Here is an 18,904-nt window from a genome sequence, read left to right as displayed (position 1 = left end):
TCGCGAGCCTGTGCCCATGAGAAAGTCCGCGATCGAGGTATCCGGCCTGCGCAAGGCGTACGGCGAACAGGTCGTGCTCGGCGGCATCGACCTGGACGTCACCGAGGGCACTGTGTTCTCCCTGCTCGGCCCGAACGGCGCAGGCAAGACCACCGCCGTGAAGATCCTGTCCACCCTGACCACCGCGGACGCGGGCACGGTCCGTGTCGCCGGGCACGACCTGGCAGCCGATCCGGCGGCGATCCGCGCCGCGATCGGCGTGACCGGCCAGTTCTCGGCGGTCGACAACCTGCTGACCGGCGCGGAGAACCTGATCATGATGGGTGACCTGTACCGGGTCGGTGATTCCCGCGGGCAGGCCGCGCGGCTGCTGGAGCAGTTCGGTCTCGCCGACGCGGCCGACAAGTTCGTGATGACGTACTCGGGCGGGATGCGCAGGCGTCTCGACCTGGCGATGACGCTCACCGGCCGCCCGCGGGTCATCTTCCTGGACGAGCCGACCACCGGGCTCGACCCGCGCAGCAGGCACATGATGTGGCACCTGGTCCGTGACCTCGTCGCCGACGGTGTCACGATCTTCCTGACCACGCAGTACCTCGACGAGGCCGACGAACTCGCCGACCGGATCGCCGTGCTCGACCACGGCCGGGTCGTCGCCGACGGCACTCCGGCCGAGCTCAAGCAGCGCATTCCCGGCGGGCACATCCTGTTGCGGTTCAACGACATCCACGCACTGAACGAGGCAACCCGCGTGCTCGGGCCGGCTGGCCGCGACGACGAAGCGCTGTCGTTGCAGGTGCCCAGCGACGGCGACGTGCGGACGCTGCGAACCGTACTCGACCGGCTCGGGCACATCGAGGTGACGGGGCTGACCGTGCACACACCCGACCTCGACGACGTTTTCTTCGCACTGACAGGAGGAACGGCACGATGAGCCACGCCATCGCCGACGCCCGCACAATGCTGCGGCGTCAGTACAAACACGACCTGCGTTATCCAGCGGGCACGGTCAGCGCGCTGCTGATGCCGTTGGCGTTCCTGCTGCTGTTCGGTTACGTCTTCGGCGGCCAGATGGGCTTGGGGCTGCCCGCCGGGGCCGGAAACACCGACTACGTCGACTACATCGTGCCGGGCGTGCTGTTCATGTGCATCAGCGGTGGCGCGTCGCAGGCCGCGCTCGGCGCGGCGATGGACATGACCGAAGGGATCATCGCCCGGTTCCGCACCATGCCCATCTCGCGGGGGGCCGTGCTGACCGCGCACGCGGTGGCCAACGTGCTCAGGGGACTGGCCGCGATCGTGGTCATCCTCGGTGTCGCACTGCTGATGGGGTTCAGCCCGTCGGCCGGGATCGGCGGCTGGCTCGCGTTCCTCGGGGTGATCGTGCTGTACGCGTTGATGATCAGCTGGCTCGGTGTCGCGTTCGGACTGTCGGCCAAGAACGTCGAGGGCGCCAACGCCAAGACGCTGCCGCTGCTGTTCCTGCCGTTCATCAGCAGCGCTTTCGTGTCGGTCGGCTCGACCGCGCCCGGGGTGCGGTGGTTCATCGAGTACCAGCCGTTCACCGCGATGATCGACACCATCCGCGGCCTGCTGCTGGGCACGCCGATCGGGGCGAGCCTGATCGTCTCGGTGCTATGGGCGGCCGGATTCACGCTGATCGGCTACTTCTGGGCGCTGAAGCTGTACAACCGGGACCGTTAGCGTCGGGCTGGTGACCTCCAGCAACGTCTGGACGGTCACGGCCGCGTCCGCACGTGTCGCCTCGGCGAACCTCTCGTCACCGAGCGCGGTGCGGGCTTCCGCGCGGATGCGTGTGACGTCAGGGTGTGTCAGGTCCGCGCAACCACGAACCGCGTCGCTCGCGGCGAGCAGCCGGGCCGCCTGAGCGTGATCCCCTTGCCGCAACGCGAGATCAGCGACACCGACGACCGCATGGGCGACCCAGATCGAATTGGGCGCGCCCATGGTCATGCTGAGCGCGTGGGAATGACGGGCTCGCGCGGAGTCGAGATCCCCGGTCAGCGCGTCGAGATAACCCCACTGGGTGGCCACGGCACAGGCGATGCTCCAGTTGTGGTCGACCAGCGTGTCGGCCTTGGTCAGCCGGGTACGCGCGGTCGTCAGGTCCCCCGTCCAGCGGGCGATCTCAGCTGCGCTGTGCTCCACCAACGCCATGGCCGACGGCAGGCCGGTCCGTACCGCGGCCTGCTCGGCCATGACGATCGCCGCGGCACAGCCGGGTCCGTCGCCGTTGAGCAGCCGGAGCTGGGCCTGCCGCAGCCGGTTCTGCACGAGGTCCTCACTCACGCCCAACTGCGTGCCGACTGCGAGGGCCTCGTCGAAACCGGCCAGCGCGCCGAGAACGTCTCCGTTGCGGGCCCGCAGGTCGGCCAGGTTGCTCAACGCGACCATGCTGCCCCACCGGTCGCCGGCCGCGCGGAATCCCGCCACCGCACGAGCCAGGTCGTCTTCGATCTCGTCCTGCCGGTCACCCCGGGACAGCAACACCGCGCCACGCAACAGATACGCCGCCGCGTGCTCCCACCCGTCGTGCGGGACGTCGTCCGGTTCGCCGTCCAGGACCCGGCTGAGCGATCTGACCAGGCGAAGCAGTGGCGAGTCCGTCACGCCGGTGAACCGCAGCGCGGCGTCGAAGAACCCGGTGGTCTCCTCCCAGTTGTCCTGACTGGCAAGCGAAAGCAGGGCGCCGACGGCGTACGCCACCGCCCTGGTCTCCTCGGCGGCCCCACCTGGCCGGGTCAGCACTGCTCTGGTCAGCTCCAGGCCCTTGACATGACGGCCGCTCAACCACCAGTACCAGCCGGCGGCGCCGGCCAGACGCATCGCTGTCCCGGCATCGCCCACGCCCAGCGCCGCGTCGATGTTGTCCTGTTCCGCGGCCAGCCGGTCGAGCCACGTCAACTGGCCGGGGCCACGCAACCGGGCGTCGGCGGCCGTGGTGTACGACAGGAAGTACTCGGCGTGCGCCTGCCGGATCCGTTCCGTCTCACCGGCTTCGTCCAGCCGTTCCAGGCCGTACGCCTTGATGGTGTCCAGCATCCGGTAGCGTTCGCCCGCGACCAGCAACGACTTGTCGGCCAACGCTGTGAGCACGTCGAACGCGTCCTCGCCGCACACGTGCTCGGCTGCCTCGAGCGTCACCCCTCCCGCGAAGACAGCGAGCCGCCGCAGGACGGCCTTTTCCTGTTCGGACAGCAGGTCCCAGCTCCAGTCGACCACCGCGCGCAAGGTCTGGTGGCGGGGCAGCGCCACCCGGCTGCCGCCGGTCAACAGCCGGAACCGGTCGCCGAGCCGGTCCGCGAGCTGACCGGTCGTCATCGAACGCAGGCGAGCCGCGGCGAGCTCGATCGCCAGGGGGATGCCGTCGGCCGCGCGGCAGATGCGCACGACGTCCGCGAGGTTGTGCTCGTCGACGGTGAACCCGGGACGGACAGCCGTTGCCCGGTCGTGCAGCAGGGCCACCGCCGGTGAACGCCAGACAGCCGCGAGTGCCGTGTTCTCGTCGGGCAGGCCGAGCGGTTCGACGGGCCAGAGCGCTTCGCCCGTGATACCAAGGGGTTCACGGCTCGTGGCGAGGATCCTCAACTGCGGACAGTCGCCCAGCAGCCGGCCCGCCAGCGCCGCGGCCGCGTCGATCACGTGCTCACAGTTGTCGAACACCAGCACGGTTTCCCGGCCGCTCAACGCGGCGGCCAGCCGGTCGACCGGCTCGACCGGGCCGGTGAACACGGTCTGGTCACGCAGCCCCAGCGTACTGAGCACCGCCTGCGCGAGGTCAGCGCCCGCGCCGATCGACGCGAGCTCCACCAGCCAGACCCCGTGCGGCATCCGGTCGAGCAGTTGCCGTGCGGCCTCAATGGACAGCCGCGTCTTGCCGGCGCCACCAAGACCGGTCAACGTGGTCAGCCGGTATTCGCCGACCAGCCTGACCACCTCGGCGACGTCGTCGTCGCGGCCGACGAAGCTCGTCAGCCCGGCACGCAGGTTCGTGCGCGGCTGGTCCGACGTGCCACGCAGGATCGAAGTGTGCAGCGCGGACAGCTCAGCGGACGGGTCGGCGCCCAGCCCGCCTGCCAGCGCCTGACGTGCGGTTTCGTAGACGGTCAGCGCCTCGTTCGGCCGTCCGTTGGCGCTCAGGGCACGCATCAGCGCACCGGCGAGGCGTTCGCGGGTGGGGTGCTGCGCGACCAGGTCGGCCAGTTCGGCCGACGGGTCGTGGCCCAGCCGCAGATCGGCCTCGGCCCGGTCCTCGATCGCGGTCAGCCGCAACTCCGTCAACCTGGTCACGTCCGGCTGGAAGTACTCCCGGTCGGCGACGTCCTGCAACGCGGATCCCCGCCACAGGTCCGCGGCCTCCCGCAGCAGGGCCGCCCTGGCTGGATCGGGCGCCGCGCGGGCGCTGGACACGAGGTGCTCGAACCGGGTGGCGTCGACCTCGTCGGGATCGATGACCAGCCGGTATCCCGCGGGATGCGACTCGATCGGCACGTCGACGGCCTTGCGCAGCCGGGAAACCAGCACTTGCAGCGCGTTGATCGCGCGGGCGGGCGGATCGTCGCCCCACACGCCGTCGACCAGGCGGCTGACCGGCACGACCCGGCCGGGCCGCAGCGCGAGGGCGATGAGCAACGCGCGCAGCCGGGAACCCGAGATCTCGCCGCTGACCAGCAGCGGCCCCAGCAAACCGATCCGCACGCGAACAGCTTATTCGTCCACGATGTACGACTTGGGGCGGATCTACGTTCTCTGTGACGCACGAGGCCGGTGCGAGTTGCTTTGCTGGGGCTGATTTCACAGTCGGGCATCCCCCGGCGCCTGTGAACGTCTTTCCCAGTGAGAGCGATCGAGGTGGATGAATCACCGACCGATCGCCTGCCGGAGGAAAGCCCGTCCGGCCAGTGGGAAAGGAGAGCACCATGACCATTCGCACCACGGTTCGCCGTACCGCCGCCGCCATCGCTGTCGCAGGCGTGGCCGTTGGGACAGGGGCCTTCTTCGCGACCAGCGCCAGCGCCGCGCCGGCCGGTGGAGACGAGCCGACAGTCTTCCCGTGCACGTCCACCCAGTTCACCACCAAGCTGGTGGCCGGCGATGCGGGCGCGGGCAACCGTTACGGGGCCCTGCAGTTCACCGCCAACGAGGGCGAGCGCTGCTACCTGCCCGGCCGGATCGACGTCGGTCTGGTCGGCGCGCACAACGTCCTGATCGACAACCAGGCGGACCCGGACGCGCCCGCCGTGGCGTTGTCCAACGGTTCCTCGGCCTACGTGCAGCTGCACTGGACCGCCATCGCGGGCGGGGAGGAGCAGCAGACGCCGAACGGCATCACCGTGACCGCGCCGTCGGACTCGAACATGCGCGGCGACTACATCGACCCGAACGTGCTGGTGGACTGGGACCTGGGCGCGGTTGACGCCAACCAGGGCAGCCACACCATCGACGTCGGTGCGACGACCCAGGGCGAGGCGCCGACCGCGTAACACCGGAAGGCGGCAGCGAGGCGGGTGACGCAGGGGGCGCCACCCGCCTCGCACTGTCCACTTCGGTCAGCCGAGGCAGGACCGGACGGCGTCGACCAGGTTCATCGCCCGCGGGTCGTCCGGCCGGAAGTTCCACAGGTTCGTGACGTAGCCGAAGCCGACACCGGCGTCCGGGTCCGCGAAGGCGATCGATCCGCCGGAACCCGGGTGGCCGAACGATCCCGGCCCGAGCAGCGGCACCGGCGGGCAGGACCGCCAGAACCCGAGCGACATGTAGAAGGAGCGGTCCGCCGGGACGGTCAGTCCCGCTGGCAGCCCGTGCATCGGCGTCTTGTCGGTCTGCACGGCGGTGGCCGTCGCGACCGTGTCCGGGTTCAGCAGCCGCACCCCGTCGACGTCGCTCACCGTGGCCGCGTACATCCGGGCCAGCGATCCCGCGTCGGAGAGCATGTTCGCGGCCGGGAACTCGGCCGCACGCCAGGCGCGCGACGTGAAGTACTCGGTCGTGTTGTCCAGCGCGCCACCGAGTTCGCCCGCACGGGCCTGGACCGAATCCGGTCCCCACACGGCGTTGACCCACGCGGTGACCGTGTCCGGGTCCAGCCCGGTCATCCGGATCATCCCGGCCAGCAACTCCTCCAGGGTGAACGGCGCGGCGAACTCGATCCGGGCCACCCGGCCCTCCTCACGCTCCGGCAGCCCGATCCAGGCCGTCAGCCCGAGCGGACCGGCCACCTCCTCGGCGAAGAACGCGCCGAGCGACTTGCCGGTGACCCGGCGGACGAGTTCGCCGACCAGGAATCCGTACGTCATGCTGTGGTAGACGTGCTCGGTGCCCGGCTGCCACAGCGGTTTCTGCGCTTCCAGTGCACGGATGACCGGGTCCCACTCGCACGCCTGCTCGAACGTCAGCGGGCCGTCCACGATCGGCAGGCCGACCTGGTGCGACAACAGCCAGCGCACCGGGATCTCCGCCTTGCCGTTGGCGCCGAACTCGGGCCAGTAGCGGACAACCGGGGCGTCCAGGTCCAGTTCGCCGCGCTGCACCAGCAGGTGGGCGCAGATCGCGGTGGCGCCCTTGGTCGTGGACGCGACCTGGACGATGGTGTCCTTGTCCCAGAGCCGGTTCGCCTCGCGGTCGGCGTGGCCGCCCCAGAGGTCGATGACAGGGCGGCCGCCCGCGTAGACGCTGCACGCCGCGCCCGCTTCGCCGGGGTACCCGTCGAAGTTCGCGCGGAACGCGTCGGCGACCTTCTCCCAGCCGGGCTCGACGTGTCCCTGGATCTGTGTGGCGTCAACCATGGTGATGTCCTTTCCGGAAAGCTCGATTTCAGGCGGCGGCGCGGTGGATGACGATGTCGTCGAGCCGCGTGCGGGCGTGGACCGTGAGGTGGTCGCCGTCCGGGTTGCCGTGGAGCCAGTTGCGCACCAAGCCCTTGGTGCTGTCCGCGTCCACCTCGGCGGCGGTGTGCTCACCGATGCCGATCTCGATGCCGCCGGAGGCGTTCGCCAGGTCCGCGTGACCGCGCGTCATCCGTCCGATCCGGATAGGACAGTCGGCTGCCTTGGCGGTGACGCTGCCGCCTGCGCGGTCGATGTCGAAGCTGCCGTTGGAGCCCCGGTACTCGACGGCGCCCTCGGCCTCGCCGATCCGGACGTCGGCCGCGCCGCCCTCGAGGGTGACGGGCCCGCGGACGTGCCCGATCGCGACCGAACCGGCGGAGACGCTGCCCCGCAGCGCGGCGACGCGGTCGAGCCGGACCTGGCCCGAGGCCACGTTCAGCTCGCAGACGCCGAACACGCCGTCGGCGTGCACGTCCGAGGCGGCGGCCCGCAGCACCAGGGCGGATCCGACCGGCAGTTCGACCGTGATGGCGACCGAACCGGGCTTGGTCGTCCTGACCGTCAGCTCACCGTCGGCGAAGTCGACCTTGGTGCGCTCGGCGACCTTCACATCCGACTTGCTGTCCTCGTCGACCGGCTCGACCCGCACCACGGTGTCCGGGCGCTCGCTCGCGGCGACAAGCACCACGGCGCCCCCGGTGATCAGCGTTGCCGTGATCGGCTCTGGCGTGGCGAACGAAAGCATGTCCGAACTCCCTTGTCGTCGATTCCGTGTGGCTGCCCGGCGTGGCCCCCGGCCTGCTCACAGCGAGAACTATCGACGGATTTCCTGACGCCGGGCCGCCACGGCACTGACACGGGCCCTGACACGGTGACAGCCCGCCCGGCTAGCCTGCTGGGACAGCTCGACAGCACAGACCGTGACTAGGAGTGACCGGTGACGCGACGATCCCCCCTGGCCGTGATTCCCGCCCTGACCTTGGCGATACTGGGTGCCGCGTGCGGGATGACCGAGGACCGGAACGCACCGCAGGACCGATCGGCGATACCCGCCGTGAGCAAGGACGACAGGCTGTCGGCCATGGTGCCGTCCGACGTCAAGCAGGACGGCCGGATCCTCGTCGGCCAGGACCAGACCAACCCGCCGACCGAGTTCGTGGAGAACGGCGAGGCCCGCGGCATGGACGTCGACCTCGGCCGGGCCGTCGGCCAGAAGCTGGGTGTGCCGGTCGAGTTCGAGAACGCGGCCTTCGACGGCATCATCCCCGGCGTGCAGTCCGGCCGGTACGAGGCGGCGATGTCGTCGTTCACGATCAACGCGCAACGGCTGCGGGAGGTCGACATGGTGTCGTACCTCAGCGCGGGCATCTCGGGCGCGGTGCCGAAGGGAAACCCGGACAGGCTCACGCTGGACACGTTGTGCGGCAGGAACGTGGCGGTCCAGAAAGGCACCCTTGTGGTGGAGGACCTCGTGGTCCGCAGCGGCAAGTGCCGGGCGGCGGGCCTGCCGGAGATCAACGTCCAGCAGTTCCAGAACCAGACCGACGCGAACCTGGCCCTGAGCGCCAAACGGGCACACGCGATGCTGGCCGACTCGCCGATCGTCGACTACGCGATCAAGCAGACAGACGGCACCCTGGAACACCTGGACAAGGTCTACAACACTGCGCCTTACGGCCTGGTGCTGCCCAAGGGCAAGGGCGATTACGCCAAGGCGGTCCAGGGCGCGATCCAAGCACTGATGGACGACGGGACGTACAAGCGGATCCTGGACAAGTGGGGCGTGCAGGGCGCGATCCCCATGGCCGAGGTGAATCCCGGCTGACAGCGGACGATCACGGGTGTCCGTGCGCGGGGGCGACCTTGCCGCCCCGCTTCGCGCGGATCGTGGGACCGAGGAACGTGCCGTTGATGCCCCACGTCGCGGTGGCGGGGCCGTCCCGGAACCGGGTTTCCCCGGACCGGGTGTCGAGGGTGAACGTCCTCGTCCCCCCGACAAGTCCTGTGCGGACTCGGCGAGCGGCGGGACGGCCAGTGCCTTGCCGAAGACCACACCCCCCGCCGTGTCGAGCTGCGTGCGCAGGTGGAAGACGGCGAACGCCCCGGCTCCGAGCAGGAGCACGGCGACGGTCAGCAGACGCCCGAGCTTCCACCCGCGCAGGCGTCAGCGACCGCCGTCAAGGTCGACCGACGGAAAACCTGACAGGCGGTGCCCTTCGCTAACGGGTGTAACGCGGGGAGGCGAACACCATGGTCAGCGCCGGTATCTCGCCCGCGAGCGTTACCGCAGGCAGATGCGCGAGGAGATCAAGCAGCACGCGTGGGAGCAGAACGCCACAGCGGGCGCGTCAGCGCTGTCGCTGAAAGCGATCGCCGAACAGCTGGGGATGAGCAGCCCCGCCCTGTACCGCTACTACGCCAGCCGCGACGACCTGATCACCGAACTGATCCGAGACGCCTGCCGCAGCCTCGCCGACACCCTGAACGCCACCACCGAGATCGGCGCCGACCTCGCCGTACTCGCGCTCGCGCTACGCGACTGGGCGCTCGCGGACCCCACCGGTACCACCTGATCTACGGCACACCGGTGCCCGGCTACCACGCGCCGGACGAGATCGCCGCGATCGCCAGGGAACTCATGACCACCCTGCTCTCCGCCTGCCACGCACCGGCGGAGGACGCCCAGCGGACCGGGTTCGACGAGTACCCGGAAAGCCGGATGCGGGAGTGGCAGCGGGACCTGGCCGGTGCCACGATGTGCCGGGTCCTGAACTTCTGGACCCGCCTGCACGGCGTGCTGTCCCTGGAGCTCGCCGGACACTTCGACAACACGGGATTCGATCCCGCCCGCCTCTACCAGTCGGAAGTGGACAACCTGCGCACCCCGTGACACCCGGTCGGCGGACGCCCCTCTTGACGGGAACCGCCTCTCGTAGTCTCATATGTGACGCGGGCTTAATTTTATTGGTAAATTTACAGTTTGAACAAAGCGTGCTCCGACCCCTGCAAGGAGCGTCATGTCCCGTACGACAACCGCCATCGCCGCGGCAGCGGTCTCTGTCGGCGCCTTGCTCGCCGTCCCGGCCCCGGCCGCGACGGCAGCGACGACCGCGAACGTGTGGCTGACCACGGCTGATCGATCGAACCTGTTGCGCCAACAGGGAAATGTCTCATTCGGCTCGCCCGGCAGCGGGCCCGTCATCACGGTGAACCCGAACAGCACCTACCAGTCCATGGTCGGGTTCGGCGCGTCGTTCACCGACGGCGCCGCGTGGAACGTCTTCAACTCGCCGCGGCGCAACGAGATCATGAACGCGCTGTTCACCACCACGGGCAGCGGGATCGGGCTCAGCTGGCTGCGGCAACCGATCGGCGCGACCGACTTCTCACGCAGCTTCTACACGTACAACGACGGCGCGGCCGACCCGAGCCTGTCCCGGTTCTCCATCGCGCACGACAACGCCTACATCCTGCCGTTGGTCCGGCAGGCCAAGGCGCTGAACCCCGGTCTGTCCATCATGGCCAGTCCGTGGAGCGCTCCGGCGTGGATGAAGAACAACAACAACCTCATCGGCGGGTCGCTCAACGACAGCCGGATCGGGGTGTACGCGGACTACCTGGTCAAGTTCGCGCAGGCCTACGGCGCCGCCGGAGCGCCCATCGACTACATGAGCGTGCAGAACGAGCCGAACTTCTCGCCGCCGGGCTACCCGGGCATGTTGATGTCCGCGACCCAGCAGTCGACCATCATCAACAACCTGGTCCCGAAGCTGCGCGGAGCCGGGCTCAACACGAGACTGCTCGGCTACGACCACAACTGGGACAACACCAGCTACGCGCAGCAGGTGAACAACGCCGCTGGCGACAACGTGGCCGGTTCGGCGTGGCACTGCTACGGCGGCAACCCGAGTGGACAGTCCGTGGTGCGCAACGCCCAGCCGAACAAGGAGATCTTCTTCACCGAGTGCTCGGGCACGTCGTCGGGCAATGACGCGGCCACGTTCCGCGACACGTTGCGCTGGCAGGGAATCAACCTCGCCATCGGCGCGACCCGCAACTGGGCGAAGACGGTGACCATCTGGAACATGGCGCTGGACAACAACCACGGCCCGGTGATCGGCAGCTGCACCAACTGCATGGGCGTGGTCACCACCAACGGCAGCAACGTCACGTACAACGCCGAGTACTACGTGCTCGGTCACCTGAGCAAGTTCGTGAAGCCGGGCGCGGTGCGGATCGACTCGACCGGCTACGGCGAGGGCGGCATCCAGAACGTCGCCTTCCGCAACCCGGACGGCACGATCGTGCTCGTCGCCCTCAACAGCGGTGGTACGCAGAACTTCCAGGTTTCCTTCGGCGGCCAGTCGTTCGGCTACCAGCTGCCCGGTGGTTCGATGGCCACGTTCACGTGGCCCGGCACCGGAACGCCGCCGCCGACCGGCCGGACCGGTCCGATCACCGGCCTGGGTGGCAAGTGCCTCGACGTCACCAACGGCTCGACCGCCAACGGCAACCAGCCGCAGATGTGGTCGTGCACCGGTGGCCCGAACCAGCAATGGACCGTGTCCACCGACGGCACGCTCCGGGCGCTGGGCAAATGCGTCGACGTGGTGAACGGCGCCACCGCCGACGGCACAGCGGTCCAGTTGTGGGACTGCTTCGGCGCGGGCAACCAACAGTGGTCGTACTCGTCGTCGGGCCAGCTCGTCAACGCCAACAGCGACAAGTGCCTCGATGTGGCAGGCCAGAGCACCGCCGACGGCGCCAGACTGCAGATCTGGACCTGTACGGGCGGGGCCAACCAGCGGTGGACGGTGCCGGCGTGATCACCCGGGCGGTCAGCGCGGCCACGGTCGTCCTAGCGGTGGCGGGTTTCGGCGTCGCCACCGCGTCGGCCGCGCCACCCGCCGATCCGTGTCCGGGAGGGCCGTACGGGAGCCCGTCGCCCTCGCCGAGCCTGACGGCCACCAAGATCAAGGACGGGTTCGACTTCCTCGAAGGCCCGGCGGGGGACGCGGGCACGCGAAACCCTGCTGCTGACGACCATGTACGACGGCACCGGCCCGCAGAACGTCCAGCCCGCGGACGTCCTGCGGTACGACCCGGCAACGGGCGCGTTCCCCACGTTCATCAAGAACGCGGGCAGCAACGGGCTGGCCATCAGCCGCGACGGCACCTCGATCCTCGCGGCGACGCATGACCAGCGCAGTGTCTCGTCCTACAACCTGGCGACCGGGCAGCGCACGACGGTCGCGGCGACCCACGAGGGCCGGTTGTGCAACTCGCCCAACGACCTCACCGTGGCCGCGAACGGGACGATCTACTTCACCGACCCGAACCTCCAGCGTGCGAACCGGCCGGACCACGGGACCGCGCAGCCACTTCGCGCCGCTCGGCGGAACCGACGGCGGCACGATCGACGGCGGCACGATCGACTGCGGCACGATCGACTGCGGCACGATCGACTGCGCGGGCAACGTCTGCCAGGTCACCTACGGCGACGGGAAGGTCAACGTCTTCTCCCCGGCAGGCCGGTCACTCGGCACGATCTCGGCCGGGCGCAACGCCACCAACGCCGCCTTCGGCGGACCCGACGGGAAAACCCCGTACATCACGTCGGGAACGCAGTCCAACGACGGCAACAGCGGGAACTTGGGGCTGTACAGCATCCGTCCGAACGTCCCGGGCTGGCCGTACTGACGCGTGGGCCCGGGGAGGCTTCTCCCCCGGGTTCGCCGGGCCGGTCCTGGTCGTCACGTACGTGACGACCGCTTCCGGGGATGGGCGTCAGGTCGCTGCGGGCCTGCGCCGGCGCAGGTTCGCGCGTAGCACACGGAACAGGATGTCCGGCGCGACGATCCGTTGCGGCCGGTCGATCAGGTTGGCCACACGCAGCAACGCTCGGCCGACCGCCGGGTCCTGTTCGAGCGCGATGCTGAGCGGCCGGAGATAGCGGTTGGACAGGCGCACGGGCAGCGGACGTGGTCCTTCGACGCCTCCGAACCGCAGGTCGCCGCTCGTCGCCATGGACCACGGCACCGCCAGCACCTTCGCGGTCCGGCGGAAGAACCGGCGCCCCACGGCATCGGTACCGGCTTGTACGCAGTCCCGCAGCACCAGGGCCTGTTCGGCGGCGACTGTCATGCCCTGGCCGTAGATGGGGTTGAAGCTGCACACCGCGTCGCCCATGACGACATAGCCCTCAGGGAACCGGGTGAGCCGCTCGTAGCGGCGGCGCACACTCGCCGGGAAGCGGGCGCGCAGCGCGTCGCCGATCGGCTCGGCGTGCTCGATCACCTCGAGGATCCGAGGGTCCGGCAGTGACGCCGCGAAGTCCGCGAATCCGCTCGGGTCCAGCGGCGGGTCGTCGCCCAGCACACCGGCGAGCGTGACGATCCACTGGTCGTTCTCCTCACACGACACCCCACCGCCGCGCGGATTGTCCAGCGACATGTTCACGACCGCGCCCCGGCGGCCCGACAGGTGCCCGGGCAACCGCCGGAAGCGCCTGGTCGCGTACGCGATGCCGATCTTCACGCGGTCCTCGGGCGGGCACTGGTAACCCAGCTCACGCAGCCACGCCGGGCTGCGTGACCCGCGCCCGGACGCGTCCACGACGAGGTCGGCGGTCAACTCGTTCCCAGCGTTGCCGTTCGCCAGTTCGGTCACCCGCACCCCGTGCACGCGGCCGGCGGTCGCGATCAGGCCATCGGCCACCCGGCGCGGCAGGAGCTCCACGTTCGGCAGCGCACGCACCCGGGCTCGTACTGTGGCTTCCAGCAACGCCCGGCTCATCGACAGCCCGACCAGCCCTGACGTGGCCCGGCACATCCGGCGGCCGTCGATCGTCCACTGGATGTCGCCCTGGATGTCCACGCGCGTGGCCCCGGCCGCGAGGAACTCCTCGGACAGGCCGGGAAACAGCCCTTCGAGGACGTCACGCCCCCGCGCGAGCAGACCGTGCAGGTGACGGGCCTGCGGCACGCCCTGGCGTGCCACCACCGCTTCGGGCAGGTCGTCCCGGTCGAGCAGGAACACCTTTTCGTGGCTTTCGCTCAGCACGCGGGCCGCGAGCAGCCCCGCCATGCTCGCACCGATCACCGCCGCGGTCATGAGTCGGGCGCAATCAAGTCGTCTCGATTCTGCTCAGCCAGAGTCGTTCACCCAGCCAGTCCACCGGCAGAGCGTCTCACGCGTAGGCGAGTTTCTCGGCGCGGAAGTCGAACGTGGCGATGGCCGCGATCGCGAAGACCACGGCGATACCGGTGATGATCCCGGCGCACTGCAGCGTAAGCGACCAAGACCCGGATCCGACGGTGCTGTTGGTGAACGCCTTGATTGCCCAGTGGTGTGGCGTGAACGGCCCGAGCGCGCGGCTGACCGCGGGCAGCTGTTCCGGCGTGACGATGGTGCCGCCGAGACCACCCGTTCCCAGCATCACCAGGTAGGTGATGCTCTGGAAAGTCGAGACGGACTTAGTCAAGTTGTACAGCAGGATCCCGATCATCGGGCCGCAGCAGACGAGCGGAACCGCGACGACCACGAGCTGGAGAACGTCACCGTGCAGCGGGAGCGGGTAGAACAGGAACGTCAGCGCGGCGAAAACCACGAGCTGGACCGACCCCATGGCCATCACCGGCGCGAGTTTGCCGACCAGGAACGCGCTCCTCGGCGGTTTGCCCACCGCCTGGCGCAGCCACGTGTTGCCGAAGAACTCCCGGAACAGCGCGAGTCCCTGGTAGTTGATCGTCATGAAGCTGAACAGGACGGCGAATCCGATCACCGAACGCCCGGGAAAGGCCGACGGGTCACCGGAGACGGCTGTGCCGAGCAGCAGGCTGAGCAACGCGGGCACGGCGAACATGAAGATCACCGGAGTCCGCATGCGCCACAGGTTCCTGGCCTCGGTGGCCGCGAACGCCCGCACGACGGTCCGCCATTCCAGCCGTTCACTCATCGTCGACCAGCCCAGCCAACTCGGGGTCCTCGGTGAGAAGGCCGCGTAGCGTCGCGGCGGTCACGCGCAGACCGGCGACCTTCGCCGTGCCCGTACCGCTGTCGCGAACGGCATCGACGACCGCACTGGACAGCTGGCCCGCGGAGTCCGGCACGTCGATCCGCACCTCCCGCTCGTCGGACAGTTCGACCACCAGTTGCCTGGACAGCCCTGCGAGCAGCCGGGACAGCGTCGCGGAGCGGATCACCTCGCCGTTCTTGATGATCAGCAGCCGCGTGCACATCTCCTCGAGGTCTTCCGGGTAGTGCGAGGTGACGACACTGGCCACCCCTCGGGCCGACCAGGCCCGCACCAGCTCGACCAGCCGTCCTCTCGTGTCGAAGTCCAGCGCGCTGGTCGGCTCGTCGAGGAAACGCAGTGGCGGGTCGTGCACGAAACTCGCGGCGACGTGCACCAGCCGCTGCCAGCCGCCTGACAGCTGGCCGACGACGCGGTTGACCGCCGGGCCGAGACCGTATTCGGTCACGGCCGCGTCCACCGCGGCCCGCACCCGCTTCGCGGGCAGCGCGAGCCGGGCGGCGTGCGTCAGGTTCTCCTTCGTGGTCAGCAGGTGGTACAGCGCGGTCTGCTGCGTCGCGTATCCGACGCGGTCTCCAATGGGACCGGTCACCGGCTCGGACTCGTAGCTGACGGCACCCGCCCTGTGTCCCTTGCGCGCGTCGAAAACCGCACTCAGCAACGTGCTCTTGCCGGACCCGTTGGGGCCGAGGATGCCCAGCACCTCGCCGGGCTGGACCTCGAAGCTGATCCCGCGGACCGCGGGCTCGGCCTGACCGTGGTACCGGAACCGCAGGTCACGAACCTCCAGCAGCAAGCCGACCTCCGCTCCCACTGCCGCACCGGGGACAGATGATCACCTGACCCTAGTGGGTACGGCGGGGCGCGTACTCCGATTTCCAGCCACGCCACTCGACCGGCGCTGCATCGAAACGACAACGGTCTCAACGGATTCACCGCACCGGCAGACCCGCACCGGGCCGTGAGCCGGGACCACGCCACGGCCCCAGGGCGGCTAGAGCACCCCGGCGCGCCAGGCGAAAGCGACCGCGTGCGCACGGTTGGCCAGGCCGTAACGCCTCATCAGGCCGTGCAGGATGTTCTTCACCGTGCGCTCCGAATACGAGAGCATGGCAGCGATCTCCTCGGTGCTGTGGCCGTCGGCGAGCAACCGGATCACGTCCCGCTCCCGCTTGGACAGTCCGGACAAGGTGAGACCGTTCGGCTCCAGGATGTCCCGGCGCATCCGGTCCAGTTGCGTCAGCAGGGTTCCCTGCAACCAGAACGGCAGGCACGCCGCGCCCTGGCTGACCGCGAACACCGTCCGCACCAGCTCCTCGTCCTGTGTGCTGGAACGCGGCAGCACCGCGGCCATGCCGCACTGGATGGCCATCATCAGGCTGTCGACCCGGAAGTTGTCGGTGACGATCACCGACCGCGGCGGCGTGTCGCGCTGCGACGCGGCCCGGACGTCCTGCAGGAACCCGAAGACGTTGTCGCCGACGAACTCGTCGATCACCACGATCACCTGGGCGTGTTCCGCGTCCGACTCGGGGAGCACGATCAGCCGTGCGTCGGCGCCGAGGATGTGGGCCGCGCCGAGCCCGGCCATCGGGTCGGCGGCGCGCACGACGACGGAGATCGTCTCCCCGCGGTTCGCGAGCGTCCGCCGTGGATTCAGAAGTGAGGTTCGCATCTGGCTCCGCGCATCTCCGTCCCGGTCCACCTGTGTGCTCACTGGAAACTGTCGTCGCGCGCACTTCACAATCGCTTAACGGGCTTGGAACGGCATGCCGGGACCCATTTCTTCGATGTGCCGGTTTCCCGCGCGTCCGCGCTCCGCACCGGCAACCGGCTGTCTGAACATGTTCAACCAGTTCGACGGCCGCACTTCACCACGCGTACCGCGATGAGGTCTCGGTTCGAGTATTCGGGGCAGACACGGTGCCCTCCCGTACTGCGACCCCCGAGTCACCTGGTTTTCGTGAACCGTTTGCGTTGAGCTGGCAGCCGACGGCGGCGGCAACCGCCGTCCTGCACGGGATCACCCACAGGAAAGACGGAAGAGCACTATGTGGTACGGGGCGGGAATCGACCTGGGGACCTCCTTCACCGCCGCGGCGGTGAGCGGTGCGGGCAGGACGCAGATGGTCCCGCTGAGCAAGGAGATGATCGTCCCGTCGGTGGCGTACCCGGCACCGGACGGCGCCCTGCTGACGGGTACGGCGGCGCTGGCCGCCGTGGACGACCCGGAGCGGGTCGCGCGCAACTTCAAGCGCAGGCTTGGCGACCCGACACCGCTGGTGCTCGGTGGCTCCGCCTATTCGGCCGCGGTGCTGATGGCGGCGCAGTTGCGTGACGTGCTGGCCGGGATGTCGCGGTTCGCGGGCGGTCCGCCCGGTTCGGTCGTGCTGACCTGCCCGGCGATCTGGGGCCCGTACCGCCGCGAGCACTTCACCGAGGTGCTGCGCCTCGCGGGCGTGTCCGAATACCGCCTGATCACCGAACCGGAAGCAGCCGCGACGCACTACTCGAGCGAGCGCAGGCTCGGCGACGGCGAAGTGGTCGCGGTCTACGACCTGGGCGGCGGCACGTTCGACACGACGATCCTGCGGATGTCCGGCGGCGAAACGGAAATCCTCGGCACACCCGAGGGCATCGAGCACATGGGCGGCATCGACTTCGACGAGACGCTGATCGCGCACGTCGACAACGAGCTCGGCGGCGCGATCACGGACCTGGATCCCGCCGACCCGGCGACAGCCGCCATCCTCGTCGAGGTCCGCGCGGCATGCGTGCGCGCCAAGGAGGACCTGTCGATCGAGCCGGACGTGACGATCACCGTCCCGCTGCCGTCCATATCGAGGCAGGTCACGGTCACCCGCCTCGAGTTCAACGACATGATCAGGCCGTCGGTGCAGCTGACCACCGACGCGCTGCGCCGCACGATCGCGTCGGCGGGCCTGCGCGCCGAGGACCTCTCCGCGGTGCTGCTCGCCGGCGGCTCCTCGCGCATCCCCCTTGTCTCCCAGATGGTGTCGGGTGAGTTCGGCAAGCCGGTTCGAGTCACGCTGCACCCGAAGTTCACCGTCGCCCTCGGTGCCGCTGCCGTCGCCACCCGCCCCAAGCCGGTCACCGTGCCTGTGCCATCGGCCCCGTGGCCTCTGACGCCACCGAGGGGCACGCCGTCTCCGGTGCCGACGGTGACCACGTCCCGCAGGAAGTGGCTGTTGCCTGCCGTCGCGGCGACGGCCATCATCGCGCTCGCCGTCGTCACCACGCTGCTCATCACGAGCAAGGGCGGGGACGAGGTCCAGCCGATGAACGCCCGCGCACCACTCGTCGCGGACACCACCACGACCAGTGCGAGCACGCCGGCGACCACCAGCGTGCCCCCGACGACCACGATCACCACCGTCACCGCCAAACCACCCGCGGGTGGCTCACCGGGCACCAAGCCGGCGCCGCCGAACACCGAGCAGGTCAGGACCAACGACGGCCCGGCGTCACTGCGGCTCTACGACAACGGCGCGATCCAGCCGTTCACCGGCTTCATCGGCGACGCCGCCAACTGGGGAGGCGTCGAGATCCACTCCTCCGGCGCGAAACAGACGTCCATCCAGGCGGCACCCGCGGGCTCCGGTCTGCGAGTGACCTGGAAAGGCGACGCCCCCGCCCAGATCTACCTGCAGTCGCCGCGTAGCCCGAAGGACCTCAGCTCCTTCGCGGGCGGGGCGCTCGTCTTCGACACCACCGTGCAGAGGGCGCCGACCGCCGCGACCTCACTCCAGGTCCACTGTGGATATCCGTGCGGGTCGCAGGTGGCTGTCACGAACCTGTTCGCGAACCTCCCCGCCGGGAAGGCGTCGACCGTCCGGATCCCGTTGTCCTGCTTCACCGGAAGTGGCCTGGACCCGAAGAAGGTCGACACCCCGTTCCTGCTGTACACCGGCGGCCAGTTCGACGCGACCTTCACCAACATCCGCTGGGAGAAGAACAGTCAGGGCGCGACACCCTGTGTTCAGCTGAAGTGACCCGTCCG

At 69.4% G+C, this 18,904-nt stretch carries 15 protein-coding genes and 2 pseudogenes; 9 read left to right on the top strand and 8 right to left on the bottom strand.

Annotation, left to right across the window (positions count from 1 at the left end; genetic code table 11):
- Positions 1-16 precede the first annotated feature (16 nt).
- Positions 17-934 carry an ATP-binding cassette domain-containing protein gene (locus AOZ06_RS17380; RefSeq protein ID WP_054290357.1) on the top strand — a complete coding sequence of 306 codons (918 nt, stop codon included), beginning with the start codon at positions 17-19 and terminating at the stop codon, positions 932-934.
- The gene (locus tag AOZ06_RS17375; RefSeq protein WP_054290356.1) at positions 931-1,704 is read left to right on the top strand and encodes an ABC transporter permease; all 774 of its coding nucleotides are present in this window, start codon (positions 931-933) and stop codon (positions 1,702-1,704) included. Before AOZ06_RS17380 ends, AOZ06_RS17375 begins: the two co-directional genes overlap by 4 nt.
- On the opposite strand, the gene AOZ06_RS17370 is transcribed toward AOZ06_RS17375, so the two are convergent.
- Positions 1,636-4,719: an AfsR/SARP family transcriptional regulator gene (locus AOZ06_RS17370; protein WP_063810055.1), complete on the bottom strand. Its 3,084-nt coding sequence runs from the start codon at positions 4,717-4,719 to the stop codon at positions 1,636-1,638. The two genes, AOZ06_RS17375 and AOZ06_RS17370, sit on opposite strands and share 69 nt — an antisense overlap.
- Positions 4,720-4,940: 221 nt before the next feature.
- Here AOZ06_RS17370 and AOZ06_RS17365 point away from each other — a divergent pair, with 221 nt between their 5' ends.
- Positions 4,941-5,504: a DUF4232 domain-containing protein gene (locus AOZ06_RS17365; protein WP_054290355.1), complete on the top strand. Its 564-nt coding sequence runs from the start codon at positions 4,941-4,943 to the stop codon at positions 5,502-5,504.
- 66 nt (positions 5,505-5,570) lie between these two features.
- On the opposite strand, the gene AOZ06_RS17360 is transcribed toward AOZ06_RS17365, so the two are convergent.
- Positions 5,571-6,806, bottom strand: coding sequence for a serine hydrolase domain-containing protein (locus AOZ06_RS17360; RefSeq protein ID WP_054290354.1), 1,236 nt, complete (start codon positions 6,804-6,806; stop codon positions 5,571-5,573).
- A gap of 28 nt (positions 6,807-6,834) precedes the next feature.
- Positions 6,835-7,593, bottom strand: coding sequence for a DUF4097 family beta strand repeat-containing protein (locus tag AOZ06_RS17355; protein ID WP_054290353.1), 759 nt, complete (start codon positions 7,591-7,593; stop codon positions 6,835-6,837).
- A 192-nt stretch (positions 7,594-7,785) separates the two neighbouring features.
- On the opposite strand from AOZ06_RS17355, the gene AOZ06_RS17350 reads away from it, so the two are divergent.
- The 3 genes and pseudogenes from AOZ06_RS17350 to AOZ06_RS17340 all read left to right on the top strand — a co-directional run bounded on the left by AOZ06_RS17350 (position 7,786) and on the right by AOZ06_RS17340 (position 11,674).
- Complete coding sequence (locus AOZ06_RS17350; RefSeq protein WP_236952269.1) at positions 7,786-8,673, top strand: ABC transporter substrate-binding protein; 888 nt, start codon at positions 7,786-7,788, stop codon at positions 8,671-8,673.
- Positions 8,674-9,142: 469 nt separating this feature from the next.
- A pseudogene (locus AOZ06_RS17345) lies at positions 9,143-9,738 on the top strand (TetR/AcrR family transcriptional regulator).
- A gap of 127 nt (positions 9,739-9,865) precedes the next feature.
- Positions 9,866-11,674 (top strand): RICIN domain-containing protein, encoded by a 1,809-nt coding sequence (locus tag AOZ06_RS17340; RefSeq protein WP_054290351.1) that lies wholly within the window; start codon positions 9,866-9,868, stop codon positions 11,672-11,674.
- Between the two features lie 32 nt (positions 11,675-11,706).
- Here AOZ06_RS17340 and AOZ06_RS56360 read toward each other — a convergent pair whose 3' ends face one another.
- Positions 11,707-12,024, bottom strand: a complete 318-nt coding sequence (locus tag AOZ06_RS56360) for a hypothetical protein (protein WP_157233084.1) — start codon at positions 12,022-12,024, stop codon at positions 11,707-11,709.
- Between AOZ06_RS56360 and AOZ06_RS62100 the strand changes: the two are divergent.
- Together AOZ06_RS62100 and AOZ06_RS56355 are read left to right on the top strand one after the other, a co-directional pair.
- A pseudogene (locus AOZ06_RS62100) lies at positions 11,939-12,160 on the top strand (SMP-30/gluconolactonase/LRE family protein); the annotation flags it as partial. The gene AOZ06_RS56360 and the pseudogene AOZ06_RS62100 overlap by 86 nt on opposite strands.
- Before the next feature lie 34 nt (positions 12,161-12,194).
- Entirely contained in the window at positions 12,195-12,548 is a 354-nt protein-coding gene (locus AOZ06_RS56355) for an SMP-30/gluconolactonase/LRE family protein (RefSeq protein ID WP_054290350.1), read from the top strand.
- A gap of 87 nt (positions 12,549-12,635) precedes the next feature.
- Here the strand turns inward: AOZ06_RS56355 and AOZ06_RS17330 are convergent, their stop codons facing one another.
- The 4 genes from AOZ06_RS17330 to AOZ06_RS17315 all read right to left on the bottom strand — a co-directional run bounded on the left by AOZ06_RS17330 (position 12,636) and on the right by AOZ06_RS17315 (position 16,558).
- Positions 12,636-13,961: an NAD(P)/FAD-dependent oxidoreductase gene (locus AOZ06_RS17330; protein ID WP_054290349.1), complete on the bottom strand. Its 1,326-nt coding sequence runs from the start codon at positions 13,959-13,961 to the stop codon at positions 12,636-12,638.
- Between the two features lie 76 nt (positions 13,962-14,037).
- Positions 14,038-14,805 (bottom strand): ABC transporter permease, encoded by a 768-nt coding sequence (locus tag AOZ06_RS17325; protein ID WP_054290348.1) that lies wholly within the window; start codon positions 14,803-14,805, stop codon positions 14,038-14,040.
- A complete protein-coding gene (locus tag AOZ06_RS17320) occupies positions 14,798-15,697 on the bottom strand; it encodes an ABC transporter ATP-binding protein (RefSeq protein WP_054290347.1) in 900 nt (299 codons plus the stop codon). The genes AOZ06_RS17325 and AOZ06_RS17320 overlap by 8 nt, the downstream gene beginning before the upstream one ends.
- A gap of 180 nt (positions 15,698-15,877) precedes the next feature.
- A complete protein-coding gene (locus tag AOZ06_RS17315) occupies positions 15,878-16,558 on the bottom strand; it encodes a helix-turn-helix transcriptional regulator (RefSeq protein WP_054290346.1) in 681 nt (226 codons plus the stop codon).
- 376 nt (positions 16,559-16,934) lie between these two features.
- Between AOZ06_RS17315 and AOZ06_RS17310 the strand changes: the two genes are divergently transcribed.
- Positions 16,935-18,896, top strand: coding sequence for an Hsp70 family protein (locus AOZ06_RS17310; protein ID WP_054290345.1), 1,962 nt, complete (start codon positions 16,935-16,937; stop codon positions 18,894-18,896).
- Positions 18,897-18,904: the final 8 nt, after the last annotated feature.

The sequence above is a fragment of the Kibdelosporangium phytohabitans genome, from assembly GCF_001302585.1.
Classification (GTDB): domain Bacteria; phylum Actinomycetota; class Actinomycetes; order Mycobacteriales; family Pseudonocardiaceae; genus Kibdelosporangium; species Kibdelosporangium phytohabitans.
This window is presented reverse-complemented; position numbering and strand designations above follow the sequence as displayed.